At 64.2% G+C, this 25427-nt stretch carries 23 protein-coding genes; 10 read left to right on the top strand and 13 right to left on the bottom strand.

Annotated elements, in window-relative coordinates:
* The 6 genes from pheT to infC form a co-directional block, all read right to left on the bottom strand.
* Positions 1–2409: a phenylalanine--tRNA ligase subunit beta gene (gene pheT, locus NKJ13_RS10385; RefSeq protein ID WP_352736791.1), complete on the bottom strand. Its 2409-nt coding sequence runs from the start codon at positions 2407–2409 to the stop codon at positions 1–3.
* Between the two features lie 109 nt (positions 2410–2518).
* On the bottom strand, positions 2519–3604 hold the full coding sequence (gene pheS, locus NKJ13_RS10380; RefSeq protein WP_352736789.1) for a phenylalanine--tRNA ligase subunit alpha: 1086 nt from the start codon (positions 3602–3604) through the stop codon (positions 2519–2521).
* Between the two features lie 96 nt (positions 3605–3700).
* The gene (gene rplT / locus NKJ13_RS10375) at positions 3701–4102 is read right to left on the bottom strand and encodes a 50S ribosomal protein L20 (RefSeq protein ID WP_006201247.1); all 402 of its coding nucleotides are present in this window, start codon (positions 4100–4102) and stop codon (positions 3701–3703) included.
* 147 nt (positions 4103–4249) lie between these two features.
* Complete coding sequence (gene rpmI, locus NKJ13_RS10370) at positions 4250–4453, bottom strand: 50S ribosomal protein L35 (protein ID WP_006201248.1); 204 nt, start codon at positions 4451–4453, stop codon at positions 4250–4252.
* Positions 4454–4644: 191 nt separating this feature from the next.
* Complete coding sequence (locus NKJ13_RS10365; protein WP_352736787.1) at positions 4645–5286, bottom strand: methyltransferase family protein; 642 nt, start codon at positions 5284–5286, stop codon at positions 4645–4647.
* A 202-nt stretch (positions 5287–5488) separates the two neighbouring features.
* Complete coding sequence (infC, locus tag NKJ13_RS10360; protein ID WP_023677573.1) at positions 5489–6025, bottom strand: translation initiation factor IF-3; 537 nt, start codon at positions 6023–6025, stop codon at positions 5489–5491.
* Positions 6026–6239: 214 nt separating this feature from the next.
* On the opposite strand from infC, the gene NKJ13_RS10355 reads away from it, so the two are divergent.
* The 4 genes from NKJ13_RS10355 to NKJ13_RS10340 all read left to right on the top strand — a co-directional run bounded on the left by NKJ13_RS10355 (position 6240) and on the right by NKJ13_RS10340 (position 9603).
* On the top strand, positions 6240–7007 hold the full coding sequence (locus NKJ13_RS10355) for an alpha/beta hydrolase (protein WP_352736785.1): 768 nt from the start codon (positions 6240–6242) through the stop codon (positions 7005–7007).
* 4 nt (positions 7008–7011) lie between these two features.
* Positions 7012–8154, top strand: coding sequence for a benzoate/H(+) symporter BenE family transporter (locus NKJ13_RS10350; RefSeq protein WP_352736783.1), 1143 nt, complete (start codon positions 7012–7014; stop codon positions 8152–8154).
* 116 nt (positions 8155–8270) lie between these two features.
* Positions 8271–8747, top strand: a complete 477-nt coding sequence (locus NKJ13_RS10345) for a DUF2852 domain-containing protein (protein ID WP_352700954.1) — start codon at positions 8271–8273, stop codon at positions 8745–8747.
* A gap of 97 nt (positions 8748–8844) precedes the next feature.
* Positions 8845–9603, top strand: a complete 759-nt coding sequence (locus NKJ13_RS10340) for a M48 family metallopeptidase (protein WP_254815956.1) — start codon at positions 8845–8847, stop codon at positions 9601–9603.
* An 8-nt stretch (positions 9604–9611) separates the two neighbouring features.
* Here the strand turns inward: NKJ13_RS10340 and NKJ13_RS10335 are convergent, their stop codons facing one another.
* Entirely contained in the window at positions 9612–9830 is a 219-nt protein-coding gene (locus NKJ13_RS10335; protein ID WP_352777713.1) for a hypothetical protein, read from the bottom strand.
* 164 nt (positions 9831–9994) lie between these two features.
* On the opposite strand from NKJ13_RS10335, the gene NKJ13_RS10330 reads away from it, so the two are divergent.
* The 6 genes from NKJ13_RS10330 to NKJ13_RS10305 all read left to right on the top strand — a co-directional run bounded on the left by NKJ13_RS10330 (position 9995) and on the right by NKJ13_RS10305 (position 15614).
* Positions 9995–10654, top strand: coding sequence for a phosphoribosylanthranilate isomerase (locus NKJ13_RS10330; RefSeq protein WP_352736930.1), 660 nt, complete (start codon positions 9995–9997; stop codon positions 10652–10654).
* Positions 10655–10687: 33 nt separating this feature from the next.
* Positions 10688–11938 (top strand): tryptophan synthase subunit beta, encoded by a 1251-nt coding sequence (trpB, locus tag NKJ13_RS10325; protein ID WP_352736779.1) that lies wholly within the window; start codon positions 10688–10690, stop codon positions 11936–11938.
* A 2-nt stretch (positions 11939–11940) separates the two neighbouring features.
* Positions 11941–12780 (top strand): tryptophan synthase subunit alpha, encoded by an 840-nt coding sequence (gene trpA, locus NKJ13_RS10320; RefSeq protein ID WP_352736777.1) that lies wholly within the window; start codon positions 11941–11943, stop codon positions 12778–12780.
* Positions 12781–12817: 37 nt separating this feature from the next.
* On the top strand, positions 12818–13744 hold the full coding sequence (gene accD / locus NKJ13_RS10315) for an acetyl-CoA carboxylase, carboxyltransferase subunit beta (RefSeq protein WP_352480200.1): 927 nt from the start codon (positions 12818–12820) through the stop codon (positions 13742–13744).
* A gap of 62 nt (positions 13745–13806) precedes the next feature.
* On the top strand, positions 13807–15132 hold the full coding sequence (locus tag NKJ13_RS10310) for a bifunctional folylpolyglutamate synthase/dihydrofolate synthase (protein ID WP_352700958.1): 1326 nt from the start codon (positions 13807–13809) through the stop codon (positions 15130–15132).
* 62 nt (positions 15133–15194) lie between these two features.
* Positions 15195–15614, top strand: a complete 420-nt coding sequence (locus NKJ13_RS10305) for a VOC family protein (RefSeq protein ID WP_352700959.1) — start codon at positions 15195–15197, stop codon at positions 15612–15614.
* Between the two features lie 48 nt (positions 15615–15662).
* On the opposite strand, the gene NKJ13_RS10300 is transcribed toward NKJ13_RS10305, so the two are convergent.
* The 6 genes from NKJ13_RS10300 to tsaE all read right to left on the bottom strand — a co-directional run bounded on the left by NKJ13_RS10300 (position 15663) and on the right by tsaE (position 25424).
* On the bottom strand, positions 15663–15944 hold the full coding sequence (locus NKJ13_RS10300) for a cupin domain-containing protein (protein WP_023718287.1): 282 nt from the start codon (positions 15942–15944) through the stop codon (positions 15663–15665).
* Between the two features lie 128 nt (positions 15945–16072).
* The gene (trxA, locus tag NKJ13_RS10295; RefSeq protein WP_023677558.1) at positions 16073–16396 is read right to left on the bottom strand and encodes a thioredoxin; all 324 of its coding nucleotides are present in this window, start codon (positions 16394–16396) and stop codon (positions 16073–16075) included.
* Positions 16397–16469: 73 nt separating this feature from the next.
* Positions 16470–19982 carry a double-strand break repair helicase AddA gene (gene addA, locus NKJ13_RS10290; RefSeq protein WP_352736776.1) on the bottom strand — a complete coding sequence of 1171 codons (3513 nt, stop codon included), beginning with the start codon at positions 19980–19982 and terminating at the stop codon, positions 16470–16472.
* Positions 19979–23116, bottom strand: coding sequence for a double-strand break repair protein AddB (gene addB / locus NKJ13_RS10285; protein WP_352777711.1), 3138 nt, complete (start codon positions 23114–23116; stop codon positions 19979–19981). Before addB ends, addA begins: the two co-directional genes overlap by 4 nt.
* Positions 23113–23871: a nucleotidyltransferase family protein gene (locus tag NKJ13_RS10280; protein WP_352736774.1), complete on the bottom strand. Its 759-nt coding sequence runs from the start codon at positions 23869–23871 to the stop codon at positions 23113–23115. The genes addB and NKJ13_RS10280 overlap by 4 nt, the downstream gene beginning before the upstream one ends.
* 41 nt (positions 23872–23912) lie before the next feature.
* Positions 23913–25424 carry a tRNA (adenosine(37)-N6)-threonylcarbamoyltransferase complex ATPase subunit type 1 TsaE gene (gene tsaE, locus NKJ13_RS10275; RefSeq protein WP_352736772.1) on the bottom strand — a complete coding sequence of 504 codons (1512 nt, stop codon included), beginning with the start codon at positions 25422–25424 and terminating at the stop codon, positions 23913–23915.
* Positions 25425–25427 lie beyond the last annotated feature (3 nt).

The following is a 25427-nucleotide window of genomic DNA, read 5'->3' as shown; positions in this document are numbered from 1 at the left end:
TCAGCCGCGCAGCACGCCGCCGGTCTGCTTGTGCACGTTCTCGACGATGCGCTTGGCCAGCGCCTCGAAATCCTCGTCGGTCAGCGTCTTTTCGACCGGCTGGATCGACACCTCGATGGCGATCGATTTCTTCGCCGCGCCGAGGGCTGCACCCTCGAAAACATCGAACACCGAGACGCCGGAAATCAGCTTCCTGTCTGCGGCAAGAGCGGCGCGAACGAGTGTGCCGGCTTCGACCGCCTTGTCGACGACGAAGGCGAAGTCGCGCTTGACCGCCTGGAAGGCGGACAGATCGAGCCTTGGCTTTGTCCGCGTCGGCTTGGCCTTAGGCTCAGGCACCGCATCAATGAATACTTCGAAGCCGCAGAGCGGGCCGGAGACGTCAAGCCCTTCCAGCGTCTTCGGGTGGAATTCGCCGAATGTGCCGAGCACGACCTTCGGCCCGAGCTTGATCGTGCCGGAGCGGCCGGGATGATACCAGGCCGGGCCGCCGGCCTCGATCTGCAGCCGCTCGACCGGCGCGCCGCAGGCTTCGAGTGCTGCGATCGCATCGGCCTTGGCATCGAAGACGCCGACGGCGCCGGCGTTGCCGGCCCAATGGCGGCCGGAGCCCTCGAGCTTGGCGGTGCCGCGCCGCACGCCGGCGGCAACGCGCCGCTGCTGGTCGGCGCCGTCGCCCTCGTAAGTGCCCGACACTTCGAACAGTGCGACATCCCCGATGCCCTTGTCGGCATTGCGCTGCGCTGCCGCGATCAGCCCCGGGAGCAGCGACGGCCGCATATCCGACATATCGGCCGCGATCGGGTTGGCAAGCTTTAGCGCCTGCTGGCCGCCGCCGAACAATTCGGCGTGTTTTGCCGGAATGAACGACCAGGTGACGGCCTCCATCATGCCGCGCACGGCAAGCGCCCGCTTGGCGGCGCGGGTGCGTATCTGCAGCACAGTCAGGATTTTGGCGTTGACCGCATCGTGGGAACCGAGCGGCTGCGGCGCGATATTGTCGACGCCGTGGATGCGCATGACCTCCTCGACCAGGTCGGCCTTGCCATCGACATCCGGCCGCCAGGACGGGACCGCGACATTGACGACATCGCCCGTGCCCTCCGGCCTGAAGCCGAGGCGGGCAAGAATGTCGAGGCTCGTCGAGCGCGGCACTTCGATGCCGGTCAGCCGCTTCACTTCCGACAAAGGGAACGAGACGATCTTCGGCCGATGGCCGGCATAGCCGACGACCTCGGTTTGCGCCGGCGTGCCGCCGCAGAAATCGAGCACCAGCTTCGTTGCCAGCTCCACGCCGGGAACCATCATTTCCGGGTCGACGCCACGCTCGAAGCGGTAGCGTGCATCGCTGATGATGCCGAGCGTGCGGCCGGTGCGGGCGGTGGCGATCGGGTCCCAAAGCGCCGACTCGATCAGCACATCGGTGGTGTTCTCGTCACACCCGGAATGCTCGCCGCCCATGATGCCGGCGATCGATTCGATGCCGTCCTGGTCTGCGATCACGCACATCTCAGGCGTCAGCGTGTATTCGCGGCCGTCGAGCGCCAGCACCTTTTCGCCGTCACGCGCCCGGCGCACGGTGAGATTGCCGGTGACCTTCCCAGCGTCAAAAACATGCAGCGGCCGACCGCGGTCGAAGGTGACGTAATTGGTGATATCGACGAGCGCGCTGATCGGCCTCAAGCCGATGGCGAGAAGCCTTTGCTGCAGCCATTTCGGCGACGGTCCGTTCTTGACGCCGCGCACCAGGCGCAGGGCAAAGCCGGGGCAGAGCTCCGGCGCTTCGATCGTCACCTTGACCGGCGTCGCGCCTTTGCCGGGGATCGGCTCTATCGGCGCGCTCTTCAGCGTGCCAAGCCCACTCGCCGCCAAATCCCGGGCGATGCCATGGACACTGGTGGCGTCCGGCCGGTTCGGCGTCAGATTGATCTCGATCAGCGGATCGTCGAGATGGGCATAGGCGGCGAAACTGGTGCCGACCGGCGCATCGGCCGGCAGGTCGATGATGCCGTCATGCTCTTCGGATAATTCGAGCTCACGTTCGGAGCACATCATGCCGTGGCTTTCAACGCCACGGATCTTGCCGACGGTCAGCGTCACGTCGATGCCGGGGATATAGGTGCCCGGTGCCGCAAAGGCGCCGATCAGGCCGGCGCGGGCGTTCGGCGCTCCACACACGACCTGCACCGGCGGCTTGCCGTCGCCGGTGTCGACGGTCAGCACGCGAAGCCGGTCGGCATCTGGGTGCTGCACCGCCGTCACCACCTTGGCGATGACGAAGGGGGCTAGGCTCGCCCGGTCGTCGACATGCTCGACTTCAAGGCCGATCGAGGTGAGACGCTCGACGATTTCCGCCAGCGAGGCGTCGGTCTCGAGATGGTCTTTGAGCCAGGAGAGGGTGAGTTTCATGACTGTGTTCCGTCTGGTCTGGGCACGTTGCACTTGAAGCTATGCGGCCGCGCGTCCGACATGTGCAGGAAGGCGAGCTGTCCGCGGATTTGCTGCTGCAGCCCGCTCGTCACGCGCTCAGGCCACCGAACAGCGTTGGCATGTCGAGCGGCCTAAAACCGTAATGCGAAAGCCAGCGGACATCGGCGTCGAAGAAGGCGCGCAGATCCGGCATGCCGTATTTCAGCATGGCGATGCGGTCGATGCCCATGCCCCAGGCGAAGCCCTGGTATTCGTCAGGATCGAGGCCACCGTAACGGAGCACATTGGGGTGCACCATGCCGCAGCCGAGGATCTCCATCCAGTCGGAGCCTTCGCCGAAGCGCACCTCGCCCGGCCGCGAACGATCGCACTGGATGTCGACCTCGAGGCTGGGCTCGGTAAACGGGAAGAAAGACGGCCGGAAGCGCATCTTCACGCTCGGCACCTCGAAGAAGGCCTTGCAGAACTCCTCCAGCACCCATTTCATGTTGGCGACGTTGGCCGACTTGTCGATCACCAGCCCCTCGACCTGATGGAACATCGGCGAGTGGGTGGCATCGGAATCCTGCCGGTAAGTCTTGCCGGGGATGACGATGCGGATCGGCGGCTTCTGCATCTCCATGGTGCGGATCTGCACCGGCGAGGTGTGGGTGCGCAAAAGCTTGCGTTCGCCCTGCGCGTCCGGCTGGAAAAAGAAGGTGTCGTGCATCTCGCGCGCCGGGTGGCCTTCCGGGAAGTTCAGCGAGGTGAAGTTGTAATAGTCGGTCTCGATGTCGGGACCTTCGGCGATGGCAAAGCCGAGATCGCCGAAGATCGCCGCGATCTCGTCGATGACCTGGCTGATCGGATGGATGCGGCCGCGCTCGGCCGGCGATTGCCTGACCGGCAGCGTCACGTCGACCTTCTCGGCGGCGAGACGCGCCATAATCGCCGCGTCCTTCAGCTCGGCGCGGCGAAGAGAAAGCGCCTCGGTGACGCGGTTCTTGAGGCCGTTGATCGCCGGGCCCTTGACCTGGCGCTCCTCGGCGCTCATCGAGCCAAGCGTCTTCAGCATCTCGGAAACCGAGCCCTTCTTGCCGAGGGCCGAGACACGCACCGCCTCGATCGCCTGCTCGTCGGCGGCCGAGGCAATCTCGGCCATCAGGGAATGTTCGAGAGTTTCCATGTCACTCATGTTCCAGATCCGATTGGAAGCAAAGAAAAACCCGCGCCAGCCCTGCCAGCGCGGGTTTCCCAAATCAAGTGTCGAATAGCTTGGGAAGCGCTGGTCTTAAGCGACAGCGCTTTCAAAAGCATTCGGCGTGGTGTTCTTGAGATATTCGAGCGCGACCTTGGCCTTGGCCACGAGTGCGGCGAAGGCCTGCGGCTCGTGGATGGCCATGTCCGACAGGATCTTGCGGTCGATCTCGATGCCAGCCTTGTTGAGACCGTCGATGAAGCGGCCGTAGGTCAGGCCATGCTCATGCGTCGCCGCATTGATGCGCTGGATCCACAGCGCGCGGAACGAACGCTTGCGATTCTTGCGGTCGCGATAGGCGTACTGCAGCGACTTTTCCACCGCCTGCTTGGCGATGCGAATGGTGTTCTTACGGCGGCCGTAAAAACCCTTGGCGGCTTTCAGGACCTTCTTGTGCTTGGCGTGCGAGGTGACGCCTCTCTTTACGCGTGCCATGTCATGATCTCCTTAAAAGCAATTCCAGGAAAAGTGCCTAGCGGTTTTCCGTTCGGAATTGCGTAAAACAAATGCGTGTCCAGACCGAATGCTCTTATTTTGGCGCATGATGTTTCCAAAAAGTCTGCAACTTTTTGGCATCATGCCTTAGAGGCCGTTCGGCAGAAAATTCTTGATGACCTTCTTGCCGTCCGGTTCAGCCAGAACCATCGTGCCGCGGGCATTTCGAATGAACTTGTTGGAACGCTTGATCATGCCGTGACGTTTGCCGGCCGCAGCCGACAGAACTTTACCCGTACCTGTGATCTTGAACCGCTTCTTAGCGGCCGACTTGGTCTTCATCTTGGGCATTTTGCTACTCCGTTTATATGCGCACCAATGCGCCTTTTGTTCGCTTCAGGCCGACCAAAGCCCGAAAAGCAAATGAAACCGCCACGGCATGCCCTGCCGGGCGGTTTTTTGGGAACGGCGGTCCTATACGTCAAAGCGGGCTGGCGCGCAACACCCCGTACCGAGCAACACTGCACTCAGCAACACTGCACTCAGGGGAGACGGAACAGCACCGGCAATATGCCGGACTGCTGGGCGCCGTCGATCAGTTCGAAAGCCGGCAAGGCAACCAGGAAGACCAGACCGTCCAGCAGCGTGGTTCGCAGCAGGCGCGGCTTGAAGCCGCGGGTGTCGCCTTCCTGGTACAGCGACAGCTTCGGAAAAAAGCGCGGCACTTTCGCCAGGTAGGCCTGGTATGGCGCGCCGAGAACCTCCTTGAGGAATTTCTCCTCGCGCAGGATAACGATGTAAAAGGCACCAGCGCAGAGCGCTGCAAAGCCGATCGTGGCGGTGATCGAGCCGATCTGTGCGCCGACACCGGCGGCAGCTAAAGTAGAGAAGACATAGAGCGGGTTGCGGGTGATCGAATAGGGGCCGCCGGTCACCACTTCGGAGGATTTGCGACCGCCGATATAGAGCGTCGACCACAAGCGCCCGACGATGCCGAGAAAGATCAGCACGACGCCAACCATTTCGATCGTTTCATGCACAGGCGTATCGGGCGGAAAAACCGACTGCCCGAACAAAAGCATCACGAACAGGACGACGACGACGACGGCAAGCACCATCCTGCGCGTGTGCTGGTAGCTGCCCAGCCCATATTTGGCTTCCGAATGCTTGACGTCATTGACCATGTCGGGAATCCGATCGTCGAGGGAACCAGAGCGTCTTTGCTCTCGCCGGCGATCGCAGCGTCTGGCCAAGAAAACAGGCGCCCCGCCGATCGCCGGGACGCCTTGCAACATGATTCAGGCGGATTTTATGCACGTCGCCCAAAAGTGCGCAGCGGTTTTGCGACAAGGACATCCACAAAACAGAACTAAAGCGCAACGCGCTTTAGCGGGGCGCCAGCACCATCATCATCTGGCGGCCTTCGAGCTTCGGTTCGGCTTCGACCTTGGCGATGGGCGCCACTTCCTCGCGAACCTTGTTCAGAAGCTGCATGCCGAGTTCCATATGCGCCATCTCGCGACCGCGGAAGCGCAATGTCAGCTTGACCTTGTCGCCTTCCTCGAAAAAGCGCCGGACAGCCTTCATCTTGGTTTCGTAGTCGTGGCTGTCGATGTTCGGGCGCATCTTGATCTCCTTGATCTCGATGACCTTCTGGTTCTTGCGCGCCTCGGCCGCCTTCTTCTGGTTGGCGTATTTCAGCTTGCCGAGATCGAGGATCTTTACGACGGGCGGCACTGCATTGGGCGATATCTCGACCAGGTCGAGCCCAGCCTCTTCGGCGAGCAGCAATGCGTCGTTGATGGAGACATCGCCGCGGTTCTGGCCTTCGGCGTCGATTAGCTGGACCCGGGGAACCCGGATGTCACGGTTGGAGCGCGGGCCTTCCTTGGTGGGCGCCGCTGCTTTGAAAGGTCTGCGAATGGTCGTGGTCTCCTTGAGCCGTTTCGTTAAGGGGTTCTTCAGTTCAGAATTGCGAACGCGCAATGTGGTGAGCGCGCGGTCGGAGTCAATAGCACAGCATTCTCAGGAAATCACCTGCCCGATGAATGCTCCTCTGCACCAAGCGAAGAAAGTAGCAGAGCACTTTTCGTTGAACCCCCGCTTGTGCCAAAAGACCGGCGTGAGGGAATACATCATGAGCACCACCCCGATCTTCCTAGACGTCGACGGGACGAGCATCGCGGTCAGGCATGCGGCAGGTGCCGAGCCCGGCATCGTGTGGCTTGGCGGCTACAAATCCGACATGCTGGGCACCAAGGCCGAAACCTTGTCGGAATGGACGCGCAAAGAAGGCCGCGCCTTCCTGCGCCACGATTATTCCGGCCACGGCGAATCGAGTGGCGCCTTTGCCGACGGCACCATCTCGAAATGGCTGGGCGAGAGCCTGGCGGTTTTCCGCCGCTTCACCCGGGGCAGGCAAATCCTGGTCGGTTCGTCGATGGGCGCCTGGATCGCGCTGCGCATGGTGCAGGAGTTGCGCAAGGCGGGCGAGAACAGCGTCGCCGGCCTTGTGCTGCTGGCGCCGGCGCCCGATTTCACGTTCGAACTGGTGGAGCCGGTGCTGACCGGGGCGCAGAAGCGCGACCTCAGGAAAAAGGGCTTTTTCGAAGAGCCGTCGGACTATTCCGCCGAACCGTACATCTACACGCGCGCACTGATCGAGGACGGCCGCAACAACCGGGTGATGACCGGGCCGATCGACACGCACTGTCCGGTCCACATCCTGCAAGGCCTGGCCGATCCCGACGTGCCGTCGAGCCATGCGTTGAAGCTGGTCAGCCTGCTGCCGGCCGACGACGTCACGCTGTCGCTCATCCCCGACGGCGACCACCGCCTCTCGCGGCCACAGGATCTCGACATGCTGGTGCGGACGGTGGACGCTATGGTGCGGCAGGCGGGATAGAGGCATGCGCATTTCCATTCCGGTGTCCGCCTTCGTCGCGGCGATCGTCGGCTTCGGCGGTACGCTGGCCATCGTCATTGCCGCCGCCAAGGCGGTCGGCGCAACGCAGGTCGAGACCGCAAGCTGGGTGACGGCGCTTTGCCTGGCGATGGCGATCGAGAGCCTGTGGCTGTCCTGGCGCACAAAAATGCCGGTCATCACCGCATGGTCGACGCCAGGCGTGGCGCTGATCGCCGCGTCGACCGGCTTTTCGATGGGTGAGGCGGTTGGCGCCTTCGTCGTCACCGCGGTCCTGCTGATCGCCACAGGCCTGTTCGGGCCCTTGACCAAGCTGATCGCCAGAATACCGGCGTCCGTCGCGTCCGGAATGCTGGCCGGCATCGTCGTCACCTTCGCCATCAATGCGGTCAAGACCGTTCCCGTCGACCCCTGGCTGATCCTGCCGCTGGTTGCGGCGTTCTTCGTCATCCGCCTGTTCAACCCGGCGCTGTCGGTGCTGCTGGTGCTGATCGGCGGCGGTCTCGCCGCCTTCCTCACCGGCCGGGTCGGCGGTCTGCCGGCACCGGAACTCTCGAGCTTGACACTGGTGATGCCGCAGTTCACCGCCACTGCAATCATCGGCCTCGCCTTGCCGCTCTACCTCGTCACCATGGCCTCGCAGAACCTGTCCGGCCTCGCCGTTCTGAGGGCAGCCGGCTATCATCCCAAACCCGGGCCGCTGATCGGCGTCACCGGCCTGTTTTCGCTGCTGACGGCGCCGTTCGGCGCCTCGACCACCAATCTGGCGGCAATCTCGGCGGCGATCTGCACCGGGCCCGACGTGCATCCCGATCCGGCCGAGCGCTGGAAGACCGGGCCGTTCTATGCGTTGGCCTATCTCGTCTTTGCCCTGTTCGGCGCCTCGCTGGTGGCGATCTTCGCCGTATTGCCGCAGAGCCTGATTGCGCTGGTCGCCGGCCTGGCGCTGATGGCGCCGCTCGCCAATGCACTGTCGATCGCCTTGAAAGACGAGGACGAGCGGATGGCCGCCACCGTCACCTTCGCCGTTACCGCATCGGGGCTGACGCTGTTCGGCGTCGGCGCGGCGTTCTGGGGGCTGATAGCCGGATTGGTCGTGCTTTTCCTCGAAAAGCTCAAAAAGCGATAATCATTTCAGCCGCTTGTCCGGTTTTGGCGATCGCTGTCTTGAATCGCCGTTTTCTCCATCCCATTTCGATTCAACGCAGCCGGATTTGGCTGTCTCCAACTGAAGGATTGGGAGAAATGAACACATCTGCATTGATCCGTCCGGCCTGGACGCCGGCGACCATCGCGTTGATGGTGATCGGGTTTATGGTGTTCTGGCCGCTCGGCTTCGCCATGCTCGCCTACATCATCTGGGGCGACCGGCTCGAGGGCTTCAAGCGCGACGTCAACCGCGCCACCGACGGCATCTTTGCCGGCTGCCGCCGCGGTTCCGACAAGGCCGCGCGCTGGGGTCATGGCTCCGCCCGCACCGGCAACGTCGCTTTCGATGACTGGCGCGAAAAGGAACTCGAGCGTCTTGCCGAGGAACGCCGCAAGCTGGACGAGATGCTGAGCGAGTTCGACGAATATGCCCGCGAGTTGCGCCGCGCCAAGGACCAGGAAGAGTTCGATCGCTTCATGGCCAATCGCAACAAGTCGACGTCCCCCACGACCGGGTCGGCGACGAACAACAAACCCAGCGGCAAGTCCACGCCAGGCCTGCTCGACGAGTAAGGTCCCGTGCGCAGATAGATAATCCAACGGCGTCGCGTCAGCGGCGCCGTTTCTTTTTTGTTCTAGTCGTTTCCCTCGAATCACGTATCGTCCCGGAATGTCCTTCGGCTTCTTTCGCACCCCGACGAAACCCAAGCCCACGCCCGTCGTGGAGCGCGAGCATTGCGTTGCCGGCCGCACGCTGCCGCTCAAGATCGTCGAGAACGACCGGGCGCGGCGCCTGACGCTGCGCATCGATTCCGGTGGCCGTGGTCTGCGCATCACCGTGCCGCCGGGGTTGCGGCGCGGCGAGGTGGAAAAATTTCTCGACCGCCATCAGGACTGGCTGGAGCAAAGGCTGGCCAAAGTGCCGAACCGGCCGCAGGTCCGGCCCGGCATCAAGATACCGGTGCGCGGCGTGCCGCATCGCATCGTCCATGAACCGTCGAAACGCGGCACCGTCACGCTGTCGCGCGACGAGCGCGGGCCGCTGATGATCGTGCATGGCGAACGCGTGCATCTGCCGCGCCGCATCGCCGATTTCCTCAAGCGCGAAGCCAAGCGCGAGATCGAGGCGCTGGTGACCAAGCACAGCGCGGCGATCGGCAAACGGGCCAAGGCGATCCGTTTCAAGGATACGTCGAGCCGCTGGGGGTCCTGCACATCGGACGGCAATCTGTCGTTTTCCTGGCGCATCATGATGGCGCCGCGGCCGGTGATAAATTACCTCGTCGCGCACGAAGTGGCGCATCTCAAGGAGATGAACCACGGGCCTAAATTCTGGAAGTTATGCGAGCAGCTTTGCCCGGATACCGAGCGCTGCAAGGATTGGCTCAAGCGCAATGGCGGCGCGCTGCAGGCGATCGCGTTCGAGTAGTTGTCCGATCAATCGTCATTCGCCGCGTTCAACTCCTCCGGCCGCAACCCCTCATCGACATGGCGGGGCCAGGGCAGAAAATCCTTCTCGAAGCTCTCGTTGCTGAAATAAGCCAGCGCCCGGTGCGCCTCGGCGCCGTTGAAAGCCGCCTTGTCCATCAAATGAGCGATGACTTCATGGGCCTGCGCCAGCTTTTGCCTGAGTTCCGCGACGGTCTTTTCCGGCATGGTCTTTGTTCTCCCGCCTTTGTGCCTGAGCAAGTAGCGTTGTGCTCTTATATCAGCAAGGTAGCGCGTTCCGCTCTTACATTAGCAAGGTAGCGCGTTCCGCGCTGGCGGCAAACAGGATGCTTTTTCTCGACTCTTTGGCCGTTTCGTGCCAATCCCGCGCCATGGCGCTCGACATCAAGATATGCGGGTTGAAGACCGACAAGGCACTGGCTGCGGCATTGGCCGGCGACGCCAGCCATGTCGGCTTCATTTTCTTTGCCAAAAGCCCGCGCTATGTCGAGCCGGCGGAAGCCGGCCGCCTGCGCGAAGCGGCGCGCGGCAAGGCCAAGGCGGTTGCCGTGACGGTCGACGCCAGCGATGCGTTCCTGGACGAGATCGTTGAAAAGATGCAGCCCGACATGCTGCAACTTCACGGCGCCGAGCCCCCCGAGCGGGTGGCCGAGGTGAAGGCCCGCTACGGCTTGCCGGTGATGAAGGCGCTGCCGGTCAGCGAGGCTGCCGATCTCGGGCGGGTCAAACCCTTCATCGGCATTGCTGACCGCTTCCTGTTCGATGCCAAGCCGCCTAAGGGTTCGGAATTGCCGGGCGGCAACGGTCTTGCCTTCGACTGGCGCATTCTGGCTGGCCTTGACGCCGGTGTTGATTACATGCTTTCCGGTGGGCTCAATGCCGGCAATATCGGCGACGCCTTTCGGCTGGCGAACCCGCCCGGAATAGATGTTTCCTCGGGCGTGGAGAGCGCGCCGGGCGTCAAGGAACCGGCGCTGATCGAACAATTTTTCCGCGCCGTCGGGGCAGCACGCGACAACCGCGCCGCCTGACCACGCTTCAAACCTCAGACCAGGAGATCGGCGATGGACAAGCCGGCGATACCGAATTCCTTCCGCACCGGCCCCGACGAGCAGGGCATGTTCGGCATTTTTGGCGGTCGTTTCGTTGCCGAAACGCTGATGCCGCTGATCCTCGAGCTGGAGCGGCACTGGAACGAGGTCAAGAACGACCCGAATTTCAAGGCCGAACTGACCGATCTCTCGACGCATTACGCCGGGCGGCCGTCGAAGCTCTATTTCGCCGAAGGCCTGACCAGGCATCTTCGTGAGGTGTCCTTGGCAAAGGGCGTCGGGGGCGGCGCAAAGGTCTATTTCAAGCGCGAGGACCTGAACCACACCGGCTCGCACAAGATCAACAACTGCCTCGGCCAGATCCTGCTCGCCAAGCGCATGGGCAAGACGAGGATCATCGCAGAGACCGGCGCCGGCCAGCATGGCGTCGCTTCCGCCACGGTCGCGGCGCGCTTCGGGCTTCCTTGTATCGTCTATATGGGCGCGACCGATGTCGCCCGGCAAAGCCCCAACGTCTTTCGCATGAAGCTTCTGGGCGCCGAGGTGCGGCCGGTGACGGCCGGCCACGGCACGCTGAAGGATGCCATGAACGAGGCCCTGCGCGACTGGGTGACCAACGTCGACGATACCTATTACCTGATCGGCACCGCCGCCGGCCCGCACCCCTATCCGGAGTTGGTGCGCGACTTCCAGTCGGTGATCGGCACCGAGGCGCGCGCCCAGATCCTCGAGCAGGAAGGCCGGCTGCCGGACACCATCATCGCTTGTGTCGGCGGCGGTTCCAACGCTATCGGCCTGTTCCATCCCTTCCTCGATGACAGTGAGGTGCGCATCATCGGCGTAGAAGCCGGAGGCCGCGGCCTCGACGGCCTCGAGCATTGCGCCTCGATGAGTGCCGGCGCGCCCGGCGTGCTGCATGGCAACCGTACCTACCTCCTGCAGAACGCCGACGGCCAGATCATGGACGGCCACTCGATCTCGGCCGGCCTCGACTATCCCGGCGTCGGGCCGGAGCACTCATGGCTACGCGATTCCGGCCGCGTCGACTACGTGCCGATCCTCGACAGCGAGGCGCTGGAGGCGTTCCAGTTGACGACACGCGTCGAGGGCATCATTCCTGCGCTTGAATCGGCCCATGCCATCGCACAGGCGGTGAAGATCGTGCCTGACATGGACAGGGACCAGATCGTCATCGTCAACCTGTCCGGCCGCGGCGACAAGGACGTGCATACGGTGGCCAACATGCTGGGCATGGAGATCTGATCATGGCCACCCGTATCGACCGCCGCATGGCAAAGCTGAAGGCCGAGGGCCGACCGGCACTCGTAACCTATTTCATGGGTGGCGACCCTGACTACGACACGTCGCTTTCGATCATGAAGGCGCTGCCCGGCGCCGGCAGCGACATCATCGAGCTCGGCATGCCGTTTTCCGATCCGATGGCCGACGGCCCGGCGATCCAGGCGGCCGGCCTGCGGGCGCTGAAGGGCGGCCAGACACTGGCCAAGACACTGAAGATGGCCTCGGAATTCCGCGCCGGCGACAGTGAAACGCCGATCGTCTTGATGGGCTATTACAATCCGATCTACATCTACGGCGTCGAGCGCTTCCTGAGCGACGCGCTGGCCAGCGGCATAGACGGGCTGATCGTCGTCGACCTGCCGCCGGAGATGGACGAGGAACTTTGTATCCCGGCACTCAAGGCCGGCATCAATTTCATCCGGCTGGCGACGCCGACCACCGACGACAGGCGCCTGCCCAAGGTGCTGCAGAACACCTCCGGCTTCGTCTATTATGTGTCGATGACCGGTATCACCGGTTCGGCGCTGGCCGACACCGGCAAGGTGGCGGCAGCTGTCAAACGCATCAAGAGCCATACCGACCTGCCGGTCTGCGTCGGCTTCGGCGTCAAGACAGCAGAGCAGGCGCGCATCATCGGCGCGTCGGCCGACGGCGTCGTTGTTGGCACCGCGATTGTCAATGCAGTCGCCAACGTGCTCGGGCCGAAGGGCGAAAAGACCGCCGATCCGGCCGAGGCCGTCGCCACACTGGTCAGCGGGCTTTCGCAAGGGGTTCGCGCGGCTCGCCTTGCTGCCGCCGAATAATCTTCCTACGTCTTCTTAAGGGACAGGAGCCGAAGCGATGAACTGGATCACCAATTACGTCCGTCCGAAGATCAATTCGATGCTCGGCCGCCGCACCGACATGCCAGAAAACCTGTGGATCAAGGATCCCGAGACCGGCGAAATGGTGTTCCATAAGGATCTGGAGCAGAACCAGTTCGTCATCCCGTCCTCCGGCCACCATATGAAGATATCGGCTAAGGAACGGCTGAAATTCTTCCTCGACGACGGCAAATACGAGACGCTCGAGAACCCCAAGGTCGTTCAGGATCCGCTCAAGTTCCGCGACGAGAAGCGCTACGCAGACCGGCTGAAGGATGCCAAAGCCAAGACCGGCATGGAAGACGCCATCATCAATGCGCTGGGCACGGTCGAAGGCGTGCCGGTGGTGGTGACGGTGCAGGATTTTGCCTTCATGGGCGGCTCGCTCGGCATGGCGGCAGGTGACGCCATCGTGCATGGTTTCGAGGTCGCCTTGCAGCGCAAGCGGCCGCTGATCCTGTTTGCGGCCTCCGGCGGCGCCCGTATGCAGGAAGGCATCCTGTCGCTGATGCAGTTGCCGCGGACCACGGTCGGCGTCGACAGGCTGAAGGAGGCCGGCCTGCCCTACATCGTCGTCCTGACCAACCCGACGACCGGCGGCGTCACCGCCTCCTACGCCATGCTGGGTGACGTGCATATTGCCGAGCCAGGCGCGCTGATCGGCTTTGCCGGACCGCGTGTCATCGAGCAGACGATCAGGGAAAAACTGCCCGAAGGCTTCCAGCGCGCCGAATATCTGATGGAACACGGCATGGTCGACATGGTGGTGTCACGGCTGGAGATGCGCCAGACGATTGCGCGGCTGCTGAGAATGCTGCTCAAGCTGCCGGAAGAGCAAAAACCGCAGGAGCCGGAGATCCTGCCGCCGTCGGTGATTCCGGCCGAAGCCCGGCCGCACGCCTGACGCGACAGCCCGCGGCGCGAGCGGCTGTTGTGTGCCGTTGCGCACGCGCCTAGGATTCTCCCATGACCACGCTTGCCGCGGACCGCGAAATCGAAAGCCTGATGGCGCTTCACCCGAAGGGCTTCGACCTTTCGCTCGACCGCATTTCGCGGCTGCTCGAACGCCTCGGCAATCCGCAGGACCAGCTGCCGCCGGTCATCCACATCGCCGGCACCAATGGCAAGGGCTCCTGTGCCGCCTTTTCACGGGCGCTGCTCGAAGCAGCCGACTACCGCGTCCACGTCCACACTTCGCCACACTTAGTGAACTGGCACGAGCGCTACCGGCTGGCCGCCGATGGCGGCGGCAGGCTGGTTGACGACAAGGTCTTCGCCGAAGCCATCGCCCGGGTCGCCGAGGCCAATCAAGGCCAGAAGATCACCGTCTTCGAAATTCTCACCGCCGTCACCTTCCTGCTGTTTTCCGAACATCCGGCCGATGCCGTCATCCTCGAGGTCGGCCTTGGCGGCCGCTTCGACGCCACCAACGTCATCGCCGAGCCGGCCGTGTCGGTGATCATGCCGGTCTCGCTCGACCACGAAGCCTATCTCGGCGACCGCGTCGAGCTGATCGCCGCCGAAAAGGCCGGCATCATCAAGCGCGGGTGCCCGGTCGTCATCGGCGCGCAGGAAAGCGAGACGGCCCAGCAGGTGCTCATCGAAACCGCCGAACGGCTCGACTGCCCCGCCTTCGTCTATGGCCAGGATTTCCTTGCCTATGAGGAAAACGGCCGCATGGTCTATCAGGACGAAGATGGATTGATGGATCTGCCGCCGCCGCGCCTGCCGGGGCGCCATCAATTCGCCAACGCGGCGGCGGCGATCGCGGCGGTCAAGGCGGCCGGCTTCGAGATCAGCCACCGCGCTGCCGAGAAGGCGATGGCGAATGTCGCCTGGCCGGGCCGCATGCAAAAGCTGCCGCAAGGCCGGTTGAGCGAACTGGCGCCGAAGGGCGCCGACATCTGGCTCGACGGCGGCCATAATCCCGGCGCCGGCGTGGTCGTCGCTGAGGCCCTGGCGGAGCAGGAGGAAAAGAACCCGCGGCCGCTGTTCCTGATCTCGGGCATGATCAACACCAAGGACCAGAGCGGCTATTTCCGGGCCTTCAAAGGGCTGGTGCGGCACGTCTACACCGTGCCGGTGAGCATGAGCGACGCCGGCGTGCCGAACGACCAACTGGCGACCCGCGCCATTGAGGCAGGCTTGTCGGCCGAACCGGTTAGTTCCGTTGCAAGCGCACTGATGCTGCTGCGCGACACATGGGACGGACCGCCGCCGCGTATCCTGATCGGCGGATCGCTTTACCTGGCCGGCGCGGTACTGGCCGAAAACGGCACGCCGCCAACCTGAGGCGTGCGTTCGCCCGGGCCGCGATGACGCCACACCTGTCAGATCACCGCGAGGAGCCAATCATGATCAAGGTAAAGCAGCTCGCACACGTTTGCATTTTCGCGAATGACCTGGAGATGACGCGAAGCTTCTATCGGGACGTCCTCGGAATGGACACTCAGTTCAATTTCCTGCGCGAGGGGAAGATTTTCGGCTTCTACCTCAATTGCGGCAGCCGCAGCCACGTCGAGGTGTTCCAGAAAGACGGCGCAAGCTATAGCGACTTGAACCAGATCAACCACTTCTGCCTCGAAGTGGAAAACATCGACGCCGCGATCGCCCATCTGAGGTCAAAGGGGGTCGATGTCACTTCCAAGAAACGCGCGTGCGATGACACCTACCAGGCTTGGATCCGCGACCCCAACGGTGTGAAGATCGAACTGTTCGAATACACTGAGAAAAGCGCACAATTCGTCGGCGGCGATCGTATCGCGGATTGGTGAATAGCGCCGCGCCGGACAATTGTAGCGGCGCAGCCGGTGGTTGGTGGACTACTTCAGTTCGACCTCGATGAAGGCGAATTCGCCATCGTTTGCGCTGATGACGTCATGTTCGACGCCCTCATTGCGGAAATACGGCGCGCCCTTCTTCATTTCGGCAAAAGATTCCCCATCCTTGGTCAGGAGCTTCACCTTGCCGTCGGTCAACGGCACGATCACATAGTCGTGGCCATGGCGGTGCCAGCCGGTGTTGTCGCCCGGGGCGAAACGGTATTCGGTGACAATGACTCGCTCATTGTCGATGAAGACGGTGGCCTTGGCGGATCCGGTCATATCGCTCCTCCTGCTCTAAGCCAGACAAGAGCATGAGACGACAAGTGGCGAGTGCCAGATCTGCGGATCGGTGGCGCCACAAGAAAGCCCGGCGCGAGGCCGGGCTTTTCTGCAAAATTCTGGTCGGATCAGGCGAGGCTGCCGTTGATCCAATGCGACAATGCCGTTTTCGGCGCAGCACCGACCTTCATGTCGGCGACTTCGCCGCCCTTGAAGATCATCAGCGTCGGGATCGAGCGCACGCCGAACTGCGCGGCCAGCTCAGGATTCTCGTCTATGTTGAGCTTGGCGATCTTTATCTTGCTGCCGAGTTCGATGGCGATGTCCTCGAGCGCCGGGGCGATCATCTTGCACGGGCCGCACCATTCCGCCCAGAAATCGACCACGACGGGCTCCTTGGCGTTGAGCACGTCGGCCTGGAAATTGCTCTTGTCGACCTTGACGGTGGCCATGCTGAGATCCTTTCGATTTGTTCGTCGCACCAAATGTGGTGGTGATCGCGTCCGTCTTCAAGCAAGTGTTGTGTCACGCTCCCGTGAGTCTAGCAAGCGCGTCGTCCATGGCCGCTGCCGGCAGATCGATCAGCCGCGGCGCCTCGGTGAACAGCAGCGCCGCCGAGACCTCGCGTCCCGGATAGAGCGGCTGAAGCAGCGCGCGATAGAGTGCGAGCTGCAGAACATAGGCTTGCGGGACTTCGGCGAGCGTAGCTGGCGCTGGCCGATTGGTCTTGTAGTCGACGATCGAAACCTTGTCCGGCGTTACTGTCAGCCGGTCGATCTTGCCGGAAATCGAGCGCAGTTTTCCCCTCACCTCCAGGCTGCCCATGATGGCGATTTCAGCGCGCGAGTCTGGCGCAAACAGCGGCGCGAAGCGGCTGTCAGCAAGAATTCTGAAAACGCCAGCCAGGGCCTTGTCGCGCTCGTCGTCGGGCCATGCCGCGCCGGCTCTTGCCAGATAGCGTTCGGCGGCATCCCGGCGTTTTCCCTCGTCGATGCCGGGCAGCATCTGCAGCAATTTGTGCAGCGCCAGCCCGCGCACGACGGCAAAGCCGGGCTCGGCGTCGGCATCCAGCACCGGCGAACGCATGTCGGCCACCGCTTGCCGCGCCTCGTCGATCAGCACCGAGGCGCCGGACGGCGAGAGCGGCCGCGGCAATTCCTCGAAGGGCGGCAGAGGCTGGAACAGGGTTTCCGGCAATGGCGCAAAGCGTTCAGTCTGTCGTGCCTCATCCACTGACGCCAGTGGCATGGGCCGCAGTTTCGTCGCCTGGAAACGATGCACGGTCTCGCCGGTGGCGGGATGCCGGCGTGCTTCGCTCTCCGCGGCACCGACCAGTGCGCGGCTGACGATCGAATGCCAGGTGCCGGTATTTGGCGCCCGCTTGCCATGGTAGCCGCAGACGATCAGCCGATCCTCGGCGCGGGTCATGCCGACATAGAGCAGCCGGCGATATTCATCGTCGGCGAGCTCTCGGGCGCGGGCCGATGCGGCGCGTGAAAATCCATTGGCGACATCGCTGGCCGAACGCCAGAGATAACCCTTGCCCTCCCAGCAGTCGCCCGAGCCTTCGAACGGCATCAATCTCGGCAGATGCTGGTCGCTGAACGGCGCGGAGCCGCCATCGACAAGGAATACCACCGGCGCCTCCAGGCCTTTGGCGGCATGCACGGTCATGACGCGAACCTCGTCGCGGGTCTGGTCCATTTCGCGCTTGATCTCGGGGCCGGCATTTTCCAACGTCGACAGGAAGGATTCCAGTCCCGGCAGGCCGGTCCGCTCCTCGGCCAGGCAGAAATTCAGGAATTCGTCGAGGATGTCGCCGGCCTCCGGCCCGAGCCGCGCGATCATCTTCTTGCGCAGGCCGTCGCGGGCGAGAGCTGCAGCATAGAATTCGAACACCGGCTTGAATGCGGCCTCGTTCGACCATGTGTCGAGCCGGCTGACGACAGCGGCCAACGCCTCGCTTTCGCCGGCATGCCGGCGCAGCGAGGCGATCAGCGAGACGCCCGACGGCCTCTCCGCAGCAAGCGCGAAAAGCTGCTCTTCCGAGACATCGAAGATCGGGCTGCGCAGCACGGCGGCCAGCGACAGATCGTCCTCGGGCTGGATGAGGAAATGACCGAGTGCGATCAGGTCCTTCACCGCGATATGGCCAGGCAGGCTGAGCCGGTCGGCGCCGGCCACGGGGATGTCGCGGCGCTTCAACGCCCGTGTCAGGGCATGGACGAAGCGGTCGCGCTTGCGCACCAGCACCAGCACGTCGCCGGGCCGGAGTTTCTTGCCACGCCCTTCGATGACCTCGCCGCCGCCGATCCAGCCGGCAACGGTCGCTGCAACGTTTTCGGCAACGCGCACCGCCGGTGCGTGGGCGTGATCCACCGCTTGCGTCCAGTCGTCCGGTTCGTCGACGGTGTCGGCGCCGAGCGAGGGCCAGACCTCGACATAGCCCGGCGCATCGTTGCGGATCGCCTTGTGGTCGAGCGGATCGGGATCGTGGCTGATGCCGCGCCGCACGTGCGGGTCGGCAAAGACACGATCCACCGCCGCAAGCACGTCGTCGGTCGAGCGAAACGACCAGGTCAGCTTGAGATCGGCGAAGGCGGCGGCGGCGGATCTGACTTTGCCGGCAAACAAAATCCGGCTGTCGGCAAAGGAGTCCGGGGCGGCTCCCTGGAAGGAATAGATCGACTGCTTTTCGTCGCCGACCGCAAAGATGGTGCGGTGGACGGCGTCGCGTGCGCCGAGTCCGGCAAAGAACTCCTCCGCCAGCCGCTTGACCACCTCCCACTGGTCGGGACTGGTGTCTTGCGCCTCGTCGAGGAGGATGTGGTCGATGCCCTGGTCGAGCTTGTATTGCACCCATGGGCCGGCGTCGGGCCGCGCCAGTAGATGGACCGTGCGGGTGATCAGGTCGTTGAAGTCGAGGAAGCCGCGGGCGCGCTTCAATTGCTCGTAGCGGGCGATCAGCCAGTCGGCGATGGTCAGCGCCGCACGCGTGCCCTCCAGCATCCTGAACAAGGCCAGCCGGTCGGAGATTTCGAGAATGGCGTCGACCGCCGCCAGATATCGTTCAGCAAGATCGGGCAACCGGTCAAGCAATGCCCTTTTGAACGTCTTTGCCGGATCGTAAGGCTCGCCGTCGGCCCTCAGGAAAGCCTTGGAGAGCAAATTCAGGCGACGGACCGGATGCTCCTCGGCGAAGGCGAGACGGGCGTATGGCAGCATATTGTTCAGCACCACGCGCGCATCGGCGGCCTCGGCCGCCCGCGAAAAGGTGACGAGATAATCCGGCAGGAAGCCGGGCAGCGGCCAGACGGAGGCGGCTATGCCTTCTGGCGTCTGGCCGGCGCGGAACTGAAACTCGTCGAACAGCGCCTGAAAACCATCGCCGCCGGCCGCGGCGATGAACGCACGCAAACCATCGCGCTTGCGCACGATCTCGGCCAGCAGTGCGTCGAGCCCATGTTCGCCGCCGCGCTCAAGCACGGTGGCGAAGGCCTCGGCCAATGCCGCATCGCCTGCAACGCCGCCCGAAATCATGTCGCGGCGGGCGGCGGCGAACAGCGAAGCCTCCATTTGCGGATCGAGCATTTCGAAATGCGCCGGGATATTGGCTTCCAGCGGGAACTGATGCAGCACCGATTCGCAGAAGGCGTGGATGGTCTGGATCTTCAGCCCGCCCGGTGTCTCCAGCGCCTCCGCAAACAACCGCCGCGCCCGGCGCATGGTTTCGCGGCCGGGCTGGCGGCCGTCCAGCGCCTCTATCCGTTTCGAGAGCTCGGCATTGCCCAAGGTCGTCCATTGCGACAGGGTCGAAAACACCCGGTTCGACATGTTGGCGGCGGCGGCACGCGTATAGGTCAGGCACAGGATCTTGGACGGATCGGTGCCACGCAGCAGAAGCCGGATAACGCGCTGGGCGAGTACATGGGTCTTGCCGGATCCGGCGTTGGCCGACACCCAGGCGGAATTGCGCGGGTCGGACGCGCTTGCCTGGCTCGCGGCAGTGTCGCTTGGAATGGGGTAGGCCTTTTTCACGCCTCCCCTCCCTCGTCGTCGGCGTCGCCGCCGGCCGACCATTCGAGCACGCGGGCGAGATGGTCATAGTCGCCGTCGGTCTCGCCCTCGCGGAACGGCAGCGCCCGCGACAGATAGCCGGTCGCCGGGTCGGCGTAGTGGATCAGCAGTTTTTCCAGCCGCGCCCACGCTTCTTCGGCGAGATCGGCGGCGGTTCGCGGCCTGCGGTTGTATTCGAGGATGGATTCCTCGAACACTTCGCCATTCGGCCTCAGCCGCACGAAGGCCAGTTGCGACGGCTCGCATGCGCCAAGCTCCTTGAAAGCGCCGCGCCTGAGCAGCGCGCCCTCCAGCGCCAGTTGCGGCGCGAGCAGCGTGTGCGCCTGTGCCTTGGATGGCGACGAGCCGGTCTTGTAGTCGAGGATGTCGGCCATTCCGCCAGCCAGCAGATCGATGCGATCAGCATAGCCGGACAGGGTTACGCCGGATCGGCCGACCCCGGTCTTTTCGGCGCGTTCCTCGGCCTGCCGCCGTGCCACGGCTGCGGCCCGGCCGCGCTCCCATTCGATGATGCCGGCGGCAAGCTTTTCGAAGCGTGGCCACCACACCGCCTCGACATCGGCGGGCAGGGCAGCCTCGGCAAAGCAGGAGCGGCCTGCGGCGATGAGCCCGTCCAGCGCCTCCGGCGCGCGCGGGTCGGCCACCCTCGCCGAGAAGAGGTGCAGAATTGCGTGAAACAGCGTGCCACGCTCGGCAGCGCCCGGATCGCGAATGACCGGATCGAGCGGCATCAGGCCGAGTATCCTTCTGGCATAGACCGCATAGGGATCGCGACGCAGCGTTTCGATCTCGGTGACCGAGAAGTGGTGCGGCCGTACGGTGAGCGGCGGCTTCGGCTGCGGCCGCGGCGCAAAGTCCTGCTTTTCGCCGGCATCGAGCACACGCGCCCAGGCAAGCAGTTCATCGCCGCGCCGGCGAAGTGCCGTAGCATGGTCCTCGCCGACGAAGGTAAGGATACGCTGCAGCCAGCGCGAGGGCACTGACGGTGCGTCGCCGGAACGGGCAGAGCGGGCCAGCACCAATTTCTTGGCGCCCATGGCCATCTGGAAATCATGGGCGGCAAGGCCGATGCGCCGCTCCGGCGGTTCAAGATCGATGCCGGTCTTCATCAGCCGCGACATGAAGCGGTCGCTCTCCGGCTTGCGCGGCCACACGCCTTCGTTGAGCCCGCCGACGACCAGCGTGTCGACATCCTGAAGCCGCGCTTCCAGCACCCCCCAGATGGCGATGTTCCTGTCGGTGCCCTGTGCCGGCTTGACCATCTCGGGCGCGATCAGCGCCTCCATCACGTCAGGCCATTCGTCAGCCGCGAAGGAGAACGACACCGAGGCCGCGACCAGCCCGCGCAAGAGCTCGGCAAGCTTTTCGCCGGCATCGCCGGCATAGAGTTCGCTCAGGCTGCCGTCGGCGGCGCGTCCGAGGCTTTCGAGCGCAACGACGCTGGCACGCACAAGCGTGGCAAGATCGGCATTCTCCTCGCCGCGAAAAGCAACCAGCGGCGCCAGCGCAGCCGCTAGCCGGATCAGCAGCTCGCGCGCCTGTTCGATGCGCCTGACCGAGAGGCGCGATCGCCAGAAAGGCGGGCGGCGATTGCCGCCGCCGTCGAATTCGAGGAGCCGCGTGTCGAAGAGCTGCGGCAGCGACGCGACGTCCGGACGCCCGGTGCCACCGCGCAGCGCCACGAGTTCGACGATTTCGGCCGCATGGCGCACGCTTGCCCGCTCTCGGTCGAGGCCAAGCAACGGATGCTTGAGCAGCGACAGCAAGGCGACCGGGTCGCCCGGGCGGAAGGCTGCCTGAAGCGCCAGCCTGAGCAGGCTGGCGGCTGGCGTGTTGATGAGCGGCGTGCCCCCGGAATCGTCGGCGGCGACGCCGAAGCGCAACAGCTCGACCGAGACGCGCCGCGCCAGCGCGCGATCGCCGGTGACCAGCGCGGCGCGCTGGCCGGGCCGTTCGACGGCCTGTTTGAGCGCGACGGCGATCGCCACGGCTTCATCGCGTTCGCTGGCGGCTTCGAGAAGCGTCACGTCAGCGAAGGCCTCGGCAATATCACCGGCCGTAAAGCGGGCGCGCGTCTCGGCCCAGAGCTCGGTAGTCTCCGCCGGGCGAAGCGCTTCGCCGACGAGTGCGGCGCGCAATGCAAGCGGCCGCGGCGCAACAGCAAGGTCCTCGACGTCGGCGCCCGGCACGCCGATCTTGCCGATCAACTTTGCCAGGCCGTATTGCGGGTGGCCAAGCAGGGCCGGGCGCGCACCGAGCGCACTGATGGCGGCAAAGGACGGCTCGTCCAGTGTCCGGTCGAGCCCGGGCAGCACAACGGCGCCATTGGGCAGACCGGCGATCACGGCAAGCAGCTCGGCCGTGGCTGGGATCGATCCTGTGGAGCCGGCGGCGATCACCGGCCCGGCCGGCGGATTGCGCCTGAGCCGCGCCGCCTCCAGCCTTATCAGAGCATTGCGATGCGCGGCGGGATTGGAGCGATGGCGTTCCTCGAGCAGCTTCGGCCAGTTCTCGGTCACGATGCTCAGGAAATCGAGCGTCACCTGCCACCAGCCTGCGAGATTGCCGGTCACAAGGTCGGCGAGCCTCGCCCAATCCGTGCCCTCGGTCTCGATCTCGTCCATCAGCCGCGCCAGGTCGCGCGCCAGCCAGAGGGCGTCGGCGGCGGAAGCCGGGATGACGATCTCCTCGTCGAACAATGCGGCGACATGTGCCGGCAGGCGGCGTTTCCACGCTCGCACCAGCGGCGCAAGCAGCAGCAGGCGCTCTACCGCGGCGATCGGCGGCGCAAGGTCGATGGCGGCCGAAGCTCCTGCCTCGAAGGCAGCTTCATCTTCGTCGAACTCGCCAAGCGGGCGGATGACCGGCAGGATCGCCGAGCGGCTTCCCGAGCGCGAGAGAGCATCGACGAATTCGCCGCGAAGCGCCCGCGCCGCACGGCGCGTCGGCACATAAATGGTGAGATCGGCCAGCATCAGCGGATCGCCATCGTAGGCAAAGCCGGGAACCAGGCGCCCTGCAAGCAGCGCCTCGGCCAGCGTCGGCAGGAACGGCGCTCCGGGCGGAATCGAGAAAACGCGGCGGGAGCCGCTCATTTCGACTCGGTAAGAGCGCCGGGTGCCTCAGCAACAGCATTGGGCGTGCCGGCAAGCGCGGCGGCGACCGCTGCTTCCGCCCGCGGGATCGCGTCAGGTGTGCCGACTGTGATCCAGTGACCCTGCATCTTCATGCCGAACAGGCGGCCGGCGGTGATTGCCGCGTCGAAATAGGCGTTGAGCGACAGCGGGCCGGCCGGCGCATCCTTGAAGATGCGCGGATGGATGATTGCGGCGCCGGCATAGATCAGGCCGGCCGGATTGTTGTTCGCACGCCGCAAGGCGCCGTCCGGCGCCATCAGGAAATCGGTTCCGCCGGTATGTCCGGTTGCCGACTGGAGATCCGCAAGCATCAGCAGAATGTCCCTTGTCGCGCCCTCCCATGCAAGAGCAAGTCGCCTGAGATTAGAAACGCCGCTGTCTATCCAGAAGGTGTCCGCGTTAAGCACATAGAAGGGCGCCCCTAACCAGGGCAATGCCTTAACGATACCGCCGGCAGAGTCGAGCAAGCCGCTGCTCTCATCCGAAATGACGATTCTCGGCGCACTGCGGCGGGCTACATGGTCAACGATCTGTTTCGGCAGGTAATGGACGTTGACGACGGCCTTGGCGACGCCGGCTTCGGCTAGGCAATCCAGCCCCCAGTCGAGCAATGTCTTGCCGGCGATCTTGACCAGCGGCTTCGGCATGGTGTCGGTGATCGGCCGCATGCGCTTGCCGAGCCCGGCGGCGAGCACCATGGCGGTCGTTGGCATCGGTCCCTCGTCCGACACCGCCAGGCCTAAATCCTTAGCCGTCAAATCGAGCGTTCCTCCAGCAAGCCGTGGGCGATGTAGAAATCCTGCAGCCTGGCCAGCGCCGGATGCGCCAGCGCCCGGCGAAGATAGTCGCGGATGCGCGGCAGATGCTTCAGATAATAAGGCTTGCCGTCACGTTTTTCGAGCCGCACGAAGATGCCGAGTACCTTGGAATTGCGCTGTGCGGCCATGATTGCATAGGTTTCGAGGAATTCGTCCTCGTCGAAGACGCCGGCCGCGCGCCGCGCGGCGATATAAGCGGCGAGCGTGTGCTTTTCGATTTCAGGTGAAATGGTGACGCGCGCGTCCATGGCGAGCGATGCGACGTCGTAGGCGGACGGTCCGATCAGCGCATCCTGGACATCGACGACGCCGAGGCGGTCATGACCGGAACGGTCAGCGCGCCAGATCAGGTTGGGCGAATGGAAGTCGCGCAACATAAGCGTGTATTCGCGCCCCTCGAGCCGATCGAGCACCGCATTCCATTCGCTGCGATAACCGGCGCGCAACGCCTCGCTTGGCGGAGCGCGTGAAATCGCCGGGACATACCAGTCGACCAGCAATTCGGCCTCGATCATCATGGCGTCGCGGTCGAAAGGCGGCACCTCGTGGAAGACGCCGGGGCCGGCCTGCATGCGGGCCGGCCATGTTTTGCCGTGCATCATGGCAAGCAGTTCGGCCGCCGCCGCATAACGCTCGGCCACCGGCTGGCCGCGCTTGTCGAGGAAGCCTTGGGAACCAAGATGTTCCAGCAGGAGAAAACCCTGGTCGAGGTCCTGGGCGTGGATTTCCGGGACGCTGACACCGCCGGCCCGCAAGGCCCGATCGATGGCGACGAATGCCGAAACGGATTGCGCCGTGTGGGCGATCTCGGCATAGGGTTTGCCGTCGCGGACTGGCGGTCCGAGCACCAGCCTTGGCGAGTTCATCAGCACGCGCGGCGGAAATCCGGCGAGCGTGACGATCTCGTAGGAGCGAGCCGAGGCATCACCGATGAAATGTCGTCGCTGCGCTTCGCCCCAACCGGCCTGCCCGAGAAAATCGCGCATCGCCAGCGATCGCGCCGCGCGCTCGAAGGCGGCGCCCTCTCCCGACAGTCTCGCCAGTCGGCCGTCGCCCCGCTGGAGAAGTTCGACCAGCACCGAGGTTTTCGGCAAATATGCCTCTGCCCGCTCCGGCCATTCGATCAGCGCAGCCCCTTGGGACAGCGCCTCGTCGAAGCCCAGCTCGTCCAGTTCGGATGCCGTGCCCAAGCGGTAGAGATCGAAATGATGGACCGGCACACGCGTGTCGTAGCTCTGGACCAGCGTGAAGGTCGGGCTCGGCACGTCGAGGCCGGCATCGTCGGCCAGCGCCCTGATCAGCGCCCGTGCCAAGGTCGATTTGCCGGCGCCGAGATCGCCCTTGAGAGCGAGCACGTCGCCAATGCGCAGCGACATGGCAAGATCCTCGCCGAGCCTTGCCGTCGCAGCCTCGTCGGCGAGAAAACGCTCCAGCACCAATACCGCCATCGG

The organism is Mesorhizobium sp. M0174 (assembly GCF_040322275.1).
Taxonomy (GTDB): Bacteria; Pseudomonadota; Alphaproteobacteria; order Rhizobiales; family Rhizobiaceae; genus Mesorhizobium.
The sequence above is the reverse complement of the archived record's forward strand: the minus strand, read 5'-3'. Positions and strand labels throughout refer to the sequence as shown.

Coding starts and splice junctions, on each gene's coding strand:
- pheT (WP_352736791.1), bottom strand. CDS start 2,409: ATGAAACTCACCCTCTCCTGGCTCAAAGACCATCTCGAGACCGACGCC.
- pheS (WP_352736789.1), bottom strand. CDS start 3,604: ATGAGTGACATGGAAACTCTCGAACATTCCCTGATGGCCGAGATTGCC.
- rplT (WP_006201247.1), bottom strand. CDS start 4,102: ATGGCACGCGTAAAGAGAGGCGTCACCTCGCACGCCAAGCACAAGAAG.
- rpmI (WP_006201248.1), bottom strand. CDS start 4,453: ATGCCCAAGATGAAGACCAAGTCGGCCGCTAAGAAGCGGTTCAAGATC.
- NKJ13_RS10365 (WP_352736787.1), bottom strand. CDS start 5,286: ATGGTCAATGACGTCAAGCATTCGGAAGCCAAATATGGGCTGGGCAGC.
- NKJ13_RS10355 (WP_352736785.1), top strand. CDS start 6,240: ATGAGCACCACCCCGATCTTCCTAGACGTCGACGGGACGAGCATCGCG.
- NKJ13_RS10350 (WP_352736783.1), top strand. CDS start 7,012: ATGCGCATTTCCATTCCGGTGTCCGCCTTCGTCGCGGCGATCGTCGGC.
- NKJ13_RS10345 (WP_352700954.1), top strand. CDS start 8,271: ATGAACACATCTGCATTGATCCGTCCGGCCTGGACGCCGGCGACCATC.
- NKJ13_RS10340 (WP_254815956.1), top strand. CDS start 8,845: ATGTCCTTCGGCTTCTTTCGCACCCCGACGAAACCCAAGCCCACGCCC.
- NKJ13_RS10335 (WP_352777713.1), bottom strand. CDS start 9,830: ATGCCGGAAAAGACCGTCGCGGAACTCAGGCAAAAGCTGGCGCAGGCC.
- NKJ13_RS10330 (WP_352736930.1), top strand. CDS start 9,995: ATGGCGCTCGACATCAAGATATGCGGGTTGAAGACCGACAAGGCACTG.
- trpB (WP_352736779.1), top strand. CDS start 10,688: ATGGACAAGCCGGCGATACCGAATTCCTTCCGCACCGGCCCCGACGAG.
- trpA (WP_352736777.1), top strand. CDS start 11,941: ATGGCCACCCGTATCGACCGCCGCATGGCAAAGCTGAAGGCCGAGGGC.
- accD (WP_352480200.1), top strand. CDS start 12,818: ATGAACTGGATCACCAATTACGTCCGTCCGAAGATCAATTCGATGCTC.
- NKJ13_RS10310 (WP_352700958.1), top strand. CDS start 13,807: ATGACCACGCTTGCCGCGGACCGCGAAATCGAAAGCCTGATGGCGCTT.
- NKJ13_RS10305 (WP_352700959.1), top strand. CDS start 15,195: ATGATCAAGGTAAAGCAGCTCGCACACGTTTGCATTTTCGCGAATGAC.
- NKJ13_RS10300 (WP_023718287.1), bottom strand. CDS start 15,944: ATGACCGGATCCGCCAAGGCCACCGTCTTCATCGACAATGAGCGAGTC.
- trxA (WP_023677558.1), bottom strand. CDS start 16,396: ATGGCCACCGTCAAGGTCGACAAGAGCAATTTCCAGGCCGACGTGCTC.
- addB (WP_352777711.1), bottom strand. CDS start 23,116: ATGAGCGGCTCCCGCCGCGTTTTCTCGATTCCGCCCGGAGCGCCGTTC.
- NKJ13_RS10280 (WP_352736774.1), bottom strand. CDS start 23,871: ATGCCAACGACCGCCATGGTGCTCGCCGCCGGGCTCGGCAAGCGCATG.
- tsaE (WP_352736772.1), bottom strand. CDS start 25,424: ATGGCGGTATTGGTGCTGGAGCGTTTTCTCGCCGACGAGGCTGCGACG.